Below are 10,300 nucleotides of genomic sequence, written 5' to 3'. Positions count from 1 at the left end.
CGACACTGCCATCCTCGGGACAGACCGAGCCCGTGGCATCGAACGACCGAAAGGGAGACCGAGGTGCGTGACCGGCTGCTGCACGTCCTACGGGAGTTCACGGGCGCCATCGTCAATCCCTACGACCTCACCGAGCTCCTCTACCGCGTCACACGGGACGCGGTCACCGTGCTGGACGCCGTCGGCGCCGGCATCATGCTCGAGGACGACGACGGCGAACTAGCACTCGGCGACGGAGAGAGCCACCACATCGGCGCCGTCGTCGTCGAGGACGGAGACGAAACCGTCGCGATCGAACCCCGGGGCGACCGTCTCGACCTGATCGGCCGGATCCCGGGGCGGACCGAAATCGTCGCCGAACTCTGGCACGGCGATCGGTTCGGCTGGGACTCCCCGGCGCTCGAGGTCGAGGTCGTCGACGACTTCGAGGACGCGGCGAACCATCCCGACGGATAGCGGTTGGGATCGCCGATCGCCCGTACGAGTGAGAGAACGCCCGTGACTTCGGCCGCGGAAGCGATCACCGCGCATCGCTCGATCGCCTTCGCACTGGTTAATAACATCGTCAACTTCATTACTAACCACTCGCACTCTACGAGTGGTATCTAACAATGACGATCGATCGAACCAGCTCGACCCGTCGGAAGCTGCTCGCGACGTCCGGTTCCCTCGCCGCGCTCGGCATCGCCGGCTGCGTCGGTGACGATGGGGACGACGAAGCTAACGGCGACGAGACCAACGGCAACGACGAGGATGACGAAGCCAACGGCGACGACGGCCATGAGGACGATACCGATCGCGACGACCACATGGACGTCGCGGAGTTCGAACTGATCGACCACGAGTCGGGCGAACAGCTCGCGTACGTCCACGACGGCCACTGGGATCACGACCCGCTGTACGTCCCCCTCGAGGACGCCATCGCCGTCGAGGCCCACGCCGAGGACGCCGACGGCGAGGAGATCGCCTTCGGCGAGGACGAGGAGTACCAGCTCGAGGCCGAGGTCGTCGAGGGTGCCGCGGAGAACATCGAGATCGAGTCCCACGGCGACCACGTCGAGCTAACCGGCGAGGAGGAAGGGATCACCGAGGTCGTCTTCCAGCTCTGGCACGACGACCACTCCGACTGGGACTCGCCGGAGCTCGAGGTCGAGGTCGTCGACGACTTCGACCCCGAGGAGAACCACGCCGAGGGTGGTGCACACGACGACGATCATCACGACGACGACCACCACGACGACGACGATCACCACGACGACGACCACCACGACGACGACGATCACCACGACGACGATCACGGCCACGACGACTAACGACTCGGCTACGCCCTCCCGCTTCGGTAACCGACTCTCGTGTCTCCCCGTTCCGCCCGGATGCGGTCCACCTTTTGCGCACCCGTCACGCTCGGTACCGCTGCTCGTTGTTATCACGCGACCGATCGCTACAACTAGTTATTAACTGATCTATCCCACATAATAACTCTTTTATCCGCCCGCTCGTATCTCCCCGTATGACACGGTCACGTCGCGCAGTACTGCGCTCGAGCGCCGGTGCGCTCTCTCTCGGCGTCCTCGCGGGCTGTCTGAGCGAACCCGACGGCGAGGGGGGAGACGCGGACGAGGGGTACGCCGCCTTCTTCGCGCTGGCCGACTGGACGGAACACGTCGTCGGCGACGAACTGACGGTCGAGAACCCGATCGAAACCGGGGAGATGGGCCACGGCTGGGAGCCACCCGTCGACCTCCAGCGCGAGATCGCGGAGTCGGCGTTTTTCGTCTACCTCGACACCCCCGAGTTCGCCTGGGCCCAGGACGTCGCCGCCGACCTCGAGAACGAGGACGTCGCGCTGATCGACGGGCTCGAGGCCGTCGAGGGACAGCTGATCCCGATGGACCGCGAGACCGACGACCGCGAGGAGGCCGAGGAGTACGAGGGAGACCCCGGAGCGGTCGAGATCGCGGAATTCGAACTGTACGACCGACGGACCGGCGAGGAAGTCGCCTACTGGCACGGCGAAGTCGATCACTGGCACGGCGGCGTTCCCGACGTCCCCCTCGACGGACAGGTCGGGATCGATGGCCGGTTCGAGGACGCCGAGGGACGACCACTCCCGCTCGGCGAGGACGCCCCCTTCGAACTCGATGCCCGCGTTGCCGAGGGTGCAAGCGAGGACGTCCTCGAGATCGAATCGCAGGGCGACCACGTCGAGTTCTACGGGCTCGAGGAGGGGCGGACGATGCTCGTCTTCGAACTCGTCGCCGACGGCGAGGTGGTCTGGGATACGAGCGCGGACAACGCCTCGGTCGCGGTCGTCGAGGACGACGACGAGGGATCGACGGCGTTCGCCGACCCCCACGTCTGGGTCGATCCCGTCCTCGCCCAGGAGATGGTCGGAACGATCGCCGACGTGCTGGGCGAGATCGATCCGGACAACGCCGACCTGTACGAGGAAAACGCCGCCGAGTACACGGCCCGAGTGGACGAGGTCCACCGGGGGTTCGAGGAGGTTGCCGAGAACGCGAGCCGGGACGTCGCGGTCCTGGCGGGCCACGACTCGTTCGGGTACCTCGAGGACCGCTACGACTTCGAGATCCGAACCCCCGTCGGCGTCTCGCCCGACGCCGTCGAGTCGAGCGAGGACGTCTCCGAACTGATCGCGGTCATCGAGGACCACGATGTCGACACGATCCTCTACGATCCCTTCGAGACGCCCGATCCCGAGACGGACGTTCCCCAGATGGTCGAGGTGTTGCTCGACGAGACCGACGCGACCGACGCCGCGCCGATCACCCCTGCGGAGGGGACGACCGAGGAGTGGAACGAGCAGGGGTACGGCTGGGTCGAGCAGTTAGAAGAGATTACCATCCCGTCGCTCGCGAAAGCACTCGGCGCGGAGTAGGACGCCGAAATGGAAGACATAAGCATATCCGCGTTCGATACGCGAGTGAGAGACCCGTGAGTTCGATCGTCGACATGGAGCACGTGACGTTTTCCTACGGCGAGACCGTCGCCATCAGAGACGTCTCGCTGACGATCGAGGCGGGCGACTTCCTCGGGCTGGTCGGGCCGAACGGATCGGGGAAGACGACGCTGTTGCACCTGATGCTCGGGCTGCACAGTCCCGACAGCGGACGGATCGAGCTGTTCGGCCAGCCGGTCGACGAGTTCGACCAGGGTGGGCGCATCGGCTACGTCTCGCAGAAGGCAACCAGCCGGGGCGGGACGATGCCCGTCACCGTCCGCGAGGCCGTCACGATGGGGCGCTTCGCCCACGCCGGCCACTCGCGGCTGACCGACGCCGACCGCGAAATCGTCGACGACGCCCTCGAGACGGTCGGCATCACCGAGCTCTCCGACCGACGGATCAACGAGCTCTCGGGCGGACAGCGCCAGCGCGCCTACATCGCGCGGGCGCTGGCCTCCGAGGCCGATCTGCTGGCGCTCGACGAGCCCACCGTCGGCGTCGACGCCGAGTCCCGTGACGCGTTCTACAAGCTGCTCGACTCGCTCAACGACGACGGGATCACGATCGTCCTGATCGAACACGACATCGGCGTCGTCACCGATCGGGCGGATCGGGTCGCCTGCATCAACACGGAGCTGTTCCACCACGGGGATACGGAATCGTTCGTCGAAAGCGATGCCTTGGAGCAGGCGTACGGATCGACCGGGCAGGTCGTCCACCACCACCACTGATGGACCGAACAACCAGACGCCACCTCGAGCGGGTCGGGATCGCGCTCACGGGACTGTTCGCGGTCGCGATGATCGCCTTTCTGGCCCTCGAGTGGCTCCAGGAGTACCCCTACGCGGGGACGCTGTACGATCAGTACATGATCGCCGGGATGTGGCTCGACTACTACCTCGGCACGGGCGTCTTCGGCTACTCCTTTATGCTGCGCTCGATCGCGACGGGCGCGCTCGTCGGGATCGCCGCCCCGCTGGTCGGCACCTACCTCGTCCACCGCGAGATGGCCCTGATCGGCGAGACGCTCGCTCACACCGCGTTCGCTGGGGTCGCCATCGGGCTGCTCTTCAGCGCGACGACCGACTGGGACGGCTCGCTGCTCGTCTCCGCGCTCGTCGTCGCCGTGATCGGCGCGTTGCTCGTCCAGTTTCTGTCCGAGCGGACGAACACCTACGGCGACGTCCCGATCGCGATCATGCTCACCGGGAGCTTCGCCGTCGGGACGCTGATCATCAGCTACGGCCGGGGCGGCTTCTCGGGCGTGAGCATCGAGGACTACCTGTTCGGGAGCGCGGCCGTTATCCCCGCCGAGGGGGCGCGGCTGGTCGCGATCCTGACCGTCGCGGTCGTCGGCGTGGTCGCGCTGACCTACAAGCAACTGCTCTTTATCACGTTCGACGAGCAGGCCGCCCGCGTCGCCAGGCTCAACGTCACCTGGTACAACACCTTGCTCATCGTGATGACCGCGGTCGTCGTCGTCGGGGCGATGCAGATCCTGGGCGTGATCCTCGTCGCCGCGATGCTCGTCATCCCGGTGGCGGCCGCCTCCCAGATCGCCCACGGCTTTCGCGAGACGCTCTCGCTGTCGATTCTGTTCGGCCAGGTGTCGGTGCTCGGCGGGTTCGGCTTCGCGATCTCGCAGGGGCTGCCGCCCGGCGGCTCGATCGTCGTCGTCGCGATCGGGATCTACGCGCTGGCGATCCTCGCCTCGAGTCGGGCCGGCAGCGCGATCTCGATGCACTAAATTCCCGGGCTGCGGGAGCACGCTACACGTTTAACCCGTTGCCCGGCAAACACCCGAGCGATGGGACGGTTATCCGACCTCTTTGCACCCGAGACCGTCGCCGTGGTCGGCGCCACCGACCGCGAGGGCGCCGTCGGCCGGGCGATCCTCGAGAACCTGCGAGACGAGTTCGCAGGCGAGGTGATCCCGGTCAACCCTAACCGCGACGAGGTCCTCGGGCTCGAGTGTTATCGCGACGTACAGGACGCGCCGCCGATCGATCTGGCGGTGATCGTCGTTCCGCCGACGGTCGTGATCGACGCCATCGAGGACGTCGCCGAGGCGGGCACCGACGACGTCGTCGTCATCACCGCCGGCTTCTCGGAGACGGGGGGTGAGGGCGCAGAACGGGAGCGCCGGCTCCGGGAACTCGCCGACGAGTACGACCTCAACGTCGTCGGGCCGAACAGCCTCGGCGTGATGTCGACGCCGCCGAAGATGAACGCCACGTTCGGCCCCGAGGACGCCCTCGAGGGCTCGATCTCCTTTATGAGCCAGTCCGGAGCGTTCATCACGGCTGTCCTCGACTGGGCCAACGAGCAGGGGATCGGCTTCCAGGACGTCGTCTCGCTGGGTAACAAGACGGTCCTCGACGAGACCGACTTCGTCCGCGAGTGGGGCCAGGATCCCGACACGGACGTCATCATCGGCTACCTCGAGGACATCGACGACGGACAGGGGTTCGTCCGGGCGGCCCGCGAGGTGACCGACGACACCCCGATCGTGCTCGTCAAGTCCGGCCGCACCGACGCCGGCGCGCAGGCGGCCTCCTCGCACACGGGGGCGATCGCCGGCAGCGAGCGCGCCTACGAGGCCGGCCTCGAGCAGGCGGGCGTGGTGCGGGCGACGTCGGTCCAGCAGCTGTTCGACTACGCCCGGGCGCTGTCGGGGCTCCCGCAACCGGACTCCGACGGCGTCGCCGTCGTCACTAACGCCGGCGGTCCGGGCGTGCTCACGACCGACGCGGTCGGGGACTCCTCGCTTCGGATGGCCGACTTCACCGACGAGACGATCGACGCGCTCGCCGAGGCGATGCCCGACGAGGCCAACGTCTACAACCCGATCGACGCCATCGGCGACGCCGACATCGAGCGCTTCCGCGAGGCGCTGGACATCGCGCTCGAGGATCCGAACGTCGGGAGCGCGGTCGTCGTCAGCGCACCGACCGCCGTGTTGCAGTACGACAAGCTCGCCGAGGTCGTGATCGAGAAACGCGAGAAACACGGCAAGCCGGTCGTCACCTGCATGATGGGCGGCCAGCGGGCCAGAGCCGCCGAGGAGGTGCTACGGGAGTTCGGCATTCCGAACTACTTTGATCCCTCTCGAGCGGTGGCGGGGCTCGACGCGCTCGCGCGTCACCGCGACATCAGCAACCGGGCCGTCGACGAGCCGACCGGGTTCGACGTCGACCGCGACCGGGCCCGTAAGATCCTGGAACGGGCTCGCGACCGCGACGACAACCGCCTCGGCGTCGAGTCGATGGACCTGCTCGAGGCCTACGGGATCCCGACGCCCGAGGGTGAGATCGTCGACGACCCCGACCGCGCTCGGACCGTCGCCGAGTCGATCGAGGGCGACGTCGTGATGAAGATCGTCAGCCCCGATATCTCCCACAAGAGCGACATCGGCGGCGTGAAAGTCGGCGTCTCCGAGGAGGACGTCTACGACGCCTACGAGGACGTCGTCGCGCGGGCGCGCAACTACCAGCCCGACGCGACGATCCTCGGCGTGCAGGTCCAGGAGATGCTCGATCTCGACGAATCGACCGAGACGATCGTCGGGATGAACCGCGATCCGCAGTTCGGCCCCCTGCTGTTGTTCGGCCTGGGCGGGATCTTCGTCGAGATCCTGGAGGACACCTCGGTCCGGGTCGCCCCGATCGGCGAGGGCGAGGCCCGCGAGATGGTCGGCGAGATCAAGGCGGCGCCGCTGTTGCGCGGCGCCCGCGGGCGCGAGCCGGCCGACGTCGACGGCGTCGTCGAGACGGTCCAGCGGCTCTCCCAGCTCGTGACCGACTTCCCGTCGATCCTCGAACTCGACGTCAACCCCCTCGTCGCCGGTCCCGATGGCGTACAGGCGATCGACCTCCGACTCACCGTCGACACCGACGAACTATGACTGACACCGACACCGACATCGACACCGACGCCGAATCGACCGCCGACAGCTCGCAGCCGATCCTCGTCGCCTCGCTCGAGGAGAGCACCGGAAAGACGGCGATCGCACTAGCCCTCGCCAGCCTCGCCCGCGAGCGCGGCGAGGACGTCGGCTACATGAAACCGAAGGGGACCCGCCTGCAGAGCAACGTCGGCAAGACCTTAGACGAGGATCCGATGCTCGCCAAGGAGCTGCTCGACCTCGAGGCCGAGATCCACGACCTCGAACCCGTGGTCTACTCGCCGACGTTCGTCGAGCAGGCGATCCGGGGCCGCGAACAGCCCGACGAGGTCCGCGAGCGCGTCCGGGAGGCGTTCGACGCGCTCGCGGCCGACCACGACCGACTGATCCTCGAGGGCGGGGGCAGCTACGACGTCGGCGAAATCGTCGAACTCGCCGACGCCGACCTCGCGGAGCTGCTCGACGCCCGGGTTCTGCTCGTCGCGCCCTACGAGGTCCCCGGCGACGCCGACGACGTGCTCGCGGCGGCCCGGACGTTCGGCGACCGGCTCGCGGGTGTCGTCTTCAACAACGTTTCCGACGCGGCCTACGACGGACTCGAGACCGACGTCGTCCCGTTCCTCGAGGGCCGAGGAATCGACGTTCACGGCGTAATCCCGCGCGAGCGGACGCTCGCGGGCGTGACTGTCGCCGAGTTGGCGGACGAACTCGGCGCGTCGACGCTCGTCGACGCGGGCGACGACGCCTACGTCGAGCGCTTTACGGTCGGCGCGATGGGCGCCGATAGCGCCCTGCGACACTTCCGACGGACGAAAGACGCCGCGGTCATCACCGGCGGCGACCGCGCCGAGATTCACACGGCCGCGCTCGAGGCCCCCGGCGTCCGCTGTCTCATCCTCACGGGCGGCCACCGTCCCTCGGGTGCGATCGTCGGCCAGGCGACCGAGAAGGGGATGCCGATCCTCTCGGTCCAGACGGACACGCTGACGACGGTCGAACGCGCCGAGGACGTCATCAGGAGCGGGCGCACCCGCGACGCCGGGACCGTCGAGCGAATGACCGAACTGCTGGCCGATCATGCGACCGTCGACGAACTCCTCGACGAGTAGCGCCGTCTACCGCGACGATCGCCCTCGCCGGGGCCCGTCTGACCAAGAGTTAATAGCCACCCATACATGGCTCCTACCATGGACGACACGCACCAGGAGGTCACCTCGCTCGTCGGCCGCGAGGTGTACTCGAACAACGGCGTTTTCGTCGGCGAAGTCGAGGATCTTCAGCTCAATATCAGCGAGGAGACGATCGAAGGGCTCGCGCTCGGCCAGCTGAACGAGGAACTGTTCCGCGAGGAGGCCCGCGCCGGAAAGGGCGTCATCGTCCCGTATCGGTGGGTCCGGTCGGTCGGCGACGTCATCCTGATCAACGACGTCGTCGAGCGCGTCCGCGATCCCGACGACGAGGAAGAAGACGAGATCGTCGCCTGATCAGTTCCCGTTCGAACCCTCGCTGCCGTCGACGCCCATCGCGTCGAACAGCGTCCGTTTGACCGCCTCTTCGGTCAACTGAAGTAACGTGTCTCGAGTGCCTTCCGAGATCTCGATCCCGGTGAAGATCCCCAGCGGGATCTCCGCGCTGGCCTGCGTCGAGTGGCCCGCCGTCTCCCCCATCTCGCCGTAGGCGTCGTCGAGGACCTTCCCGATGTTGATGCGGATGTCCTTCGAGCGACCCGCGAGGAAGATCGTCTCGTCGGCGATGCCGAAGACCGCGGTCGTCGTCACGCCCTCGAGGTCCAGCAGGTGGCCCGCGGCCTGGGTCAGCGCCTCCCGGTCGCGGACGAAGCCGGCGTTCGAGACGAGGTGGCTGCCCTGGACGTCGCGGTTGGTGATCGCCTCGGCGAGGACGTCCAGCGTCTCGGGGGACATCGACGGCGACTCCACCTGCTCCAAGGTGTCGTGGTTCGCGAACGGGTAGAGGTAGGCGGCGGCGGTGAGGTCGGCGGGGGTGGTGTCGCGTTTGAAATCCAGGGTCTCCGCGCGGATGCCGTACAGCAGTGCGGTGGCGACCTCCTCGGAGACGTTCATGTCGAACTCCTGGATGTATTTCGTCATGATCGTCGACGTCGAGGACATGTTCGGACGGATGTCGACGAACTCGGGGTCGTAGGTCTCCTCGGCCTCGTGGTGGTCGATAATGATGTCGACCTCGAGGTTCATCTCCGAGGAGGTCGCGTGATCGACGAGCGCGACGGTGTCGTACACTCCGGGATCGTCGATCTCGTCCCACTGGACGAGGTCGATCCCCAGCAGGTTGACGAACGCCCTGTTCTCCTGGTGGCCGACGTCGCCCAGGTAGACGATGTCGGCCTCGACCTCGAGGTGGTCGGCGATCGCCTGCAGGGCCGCGGCGCTCGCGATCGAGTCCGGATCGGGGCTGTCCTGGGTGAGAATCGCCATCCGCGAGTCGGTCTCCTCGACCAGCCGGCCGAGTTTCCCCGCGTTGTACTCGAGCTCGCCCGACTCGAGCGCCCGGAGCGCGGACTCGGCGATCACCGAGGAGGGGTTGATGACGATGTCGGCGCCGAGTTCGGAGAGTTCGTCCCCCGAGACGGGATCGCTCGCGCGCGCGACGAGGAACTGACTCTCGTCGTTTCTCGCGCGGATGTGCTCGACGGCGGCCTTGTTCGCCTCGACGTCGGAGGCGAGAATCAGGACGACGTCCCGTTCGGCGACGAGATCCGCGGCTTCGGGCTCGCGGATGTCGGCGGTGCGGGCGTCCAGATCCTGGTCGCGCAGGGATTCGACGCGGCTCTCGTCGCGGTCGATGATCACGACGTCTTTCCCCTGCTCGACGAGTTCCTCGGCGACGGCGTAGCCGACGCTCCCGCAGCCGAGAATCGCGTAGTCCGAGATCGACGAAATAGTGACCCCCGTGCTCATGTGAACGTGAGGTCGAACCGACCCTACTTAACGTTCTCGAAGAGTGGCACGTCGGCGCACGCTCGAGGAGAGGGCGTTTGGAGACGTCTGACACGGCGCCTCCCAAGGGAAACGTATATTTATCCAGGTCCGAAAGTCGGAGGTACAGGGCCGGTAGCTCAGTCCGGCAGAGCGTCTGACTCTTAATCAGACGGTCGCGTGTTCAAATCGCGCCCGGCCCGCTTTTGCCACGAGCAAACTCGCGAGTGGCAAAACGGCTCCGCGATTTGAACGCAGGGAGGACGTGCGCAACGGAGTGAGCACGTCCGACCGTGTGTTCATAATCGCGCCCGGCCCGCTTTTGCGACGAACAACTTCGTGAGGAGCAAAGCGGCCAGTGCGATTTGAAGGAGACGAGTCGCAGCCGCGCAACGAAGTGAGCAGGAACGTCTCGGCGTAGTTCACAATCGCGCCCGGCCCGCTTGCCCCCAGTGTGATGGGTAACTACAATTTCAC

At 66.8% G+C, this 10,300-nt stretch carries 8 protein-coding genes, 1 tRNA gene and 1 pseudogene; 9 read left to right on the top strand and 1 reads right to left on the bottom strand.

Annotated features, from left to right (window positions below; genetic code table 11):
• The 8 genes and pseudogenes from ACNA7R_RS17105 to ACNA7R_RS17070 all read left to right on the top strand — a co-directional run.
• A pseudogene (locus ACNA7R_RS17105) lies at positions 1-456 on the top strand (hypothetical protein); the annotation flags it as partial.
• A 155-nt stretch (positions 457-611) separates the two neighbouring features.
• Positions 612-1,313 (top strand): hypothetical protein, encoded by a 702-nt coding sequence (locus tag ACNA7R_RS17100; protein WP_416284740.1) that lies wholly within the window; start codon positions 612-614, stop codon positions 1,311-1,313.
• A gap of 197 nt (positions 1,314-1,510) precedes the next feature.
• Positions 1,511-2,899: a metal ABC transporter substrate-binding protein gene (locus tag ACNA7R_RS17095; protein ID WP_416284739.1), complete on the top strand. Its 1,389-nt coding sequence runs from the start codon at positions 1,511-1,513 to the stop codon at positions 2,897-2,899.
• Positions 2,900-2,955: 56 nt separating this feature from the next.
• A complete protein-coding gene (locus tag ACNA7R_RS17090) occupies positions 2,956-3,696 on the top strand; it encodes a metal ABC transporter ATP-binding protein (protein WP_416284738.1) in 741 nt (246 codons plus the stop codon).
• A complete protein-coding gene (locus ACNA7R_RS17085) occupies positions 3,696-4,712 on the top strand; it encodes a metal ABC transporter permease (protein ID WP_416284737.1) in 1,017 nt (338 codons plus the stop codon). Before ACNA7R_RS17090 ends, ACNA7R_RS17085 begins: the two co-directional genes overlap by 1 nt.
• Before the next feature lie 60 nt (positions 4,713-4,772).
• The gene (locus ACNA7R_RS17080; protein WP_416284736.1) at positions 4,773-6,869 is read left to right on the top strand and encodes an acetate--CoA ligase family protein; all 2,097 of its coding nucleotides are present in this window, start codon (positions 4,773-4,775) and stop codon (positions 6,867-6,869) included.
• Positions 6,866-7,978, top strand: coding sequence for a phosphotransacetylase family protein (locus ACNA7R_RS17075; protein WP_416284735.1), 1,113 nt, complete (start codon positions 6,866-6,868; stop codon positions 7,976-7,978). Before ACNA7R_RS17080 ends, ACNA7R_RS17075 begins: the two co-directional genes overlap by 4 nt.
• Before the next feature lie 78 nt (positions 7,979-8,056).
• Positions 8,057-8,353 (top strand): PRC-barrel domain-containing protein, encoded by a 297-nt coding sequence (locus ACNA7R_RS17070; protein ID WP_416284734.1) that lies wholly within the window; start codon positions 8,057-8,059, stop codon positions 8,351-8,353.
• On the opposite strand, the gene ACNA7R_RS17065 is transcribed toward ACNA7R_RS17070, so the two are convergent.
• Positions 8,354-9,805, bottom strand: coding sequence for a DHH family phosphoesterase (locus tag ACNA7R_RS17065; RefSeq protein ID WP_416284733.1), 1,452 nt, complete (start codon positions 9,803-9,805; stop codon positions 8,354-8,356). It lies immediately after the preceding gene.
• A 147-nt stretch (positions 9,806-9,952) separates the two neighbouring features.
• On the opposite strand from ACNA7R_RS17065, the gene ACNA7R_RS17060 reads away from it, so the two are divergent.
• Positions 9,953-10,026: transfer RNA gene (locus tag ACNA7R_RS17060), tRNA-Lys, on the top strand.
• Positions 10,027-10,300: the final 274 nt, after the last annotated feature.

It is taken from the genome of Natronococcus sp., from assembly GCF_047921035.1.
Classification (GTDB): Archaea; Halobacteriota; Halobacteria; order Halobacteriales; family Natrialbaceae; genus Natronococcus.
Note: the sequence above shows the minus strand (reverse complement) of the source record. Positions and strands in the feature narration are given on the sequence as shown.

What these genes read in the sequence shown, in the direction of transcription:
- ACNA7R_RS17095 (WP_416284739.1), top strand. Translation starts at nt 1,511, where the DNA reads ATGACACGGTCACGTCGCGCAGTACTGCGCTCGAGCGCCGGTGCGCTC.
- ACNA7R_RS17100 (WP_416284740.1), top strand. Translation starts at nt 612, where the DNA reads ATGACGATCGATCGAACCAGCTCGACCCGTCGGAAGCTGCTCGCGACG.
- ACNA7R_RS17075 (WP_416284735.1), top strand. Translation starts at nt 6,866, where the DNA reads ATGACTGACACCGACACCGACATCGACACCGACGCCGAATCGACCGCC.
- ACNA7R_RS17085 (WP_416284737.1), top strand. Translation starts at nt 3,696, where the DNA reads ATGGACCGAACAACCAGACGCCACCTCGAGCGGGTCGGGATCGCGCTC.
- ACNA7R_RS17065 (WP_416284733.1), bottom strand. Translation starts at nt 9,805, where the DNA reads ATGAGCACGGGGGTCACTATTTCGTCGATCTCGGACTACGCGATTCTC.
- ACNA7R_RS17080 (WP_416284736.1), top strand. Translation starts at nt 4,773, where the DNA reads ATGGGACGGTTATCCGACCTCTTTGCACCCGAGACCGTCGCCGTGGTC.
- ACNA7R_RS17070 (WP_416284734.1), top strand. Translation starts at nt 8,057, where the DNA reads ATGGACGACACGCACCAGGAGGTCACCTCGCTCGTCGGCCGCGAGGTG.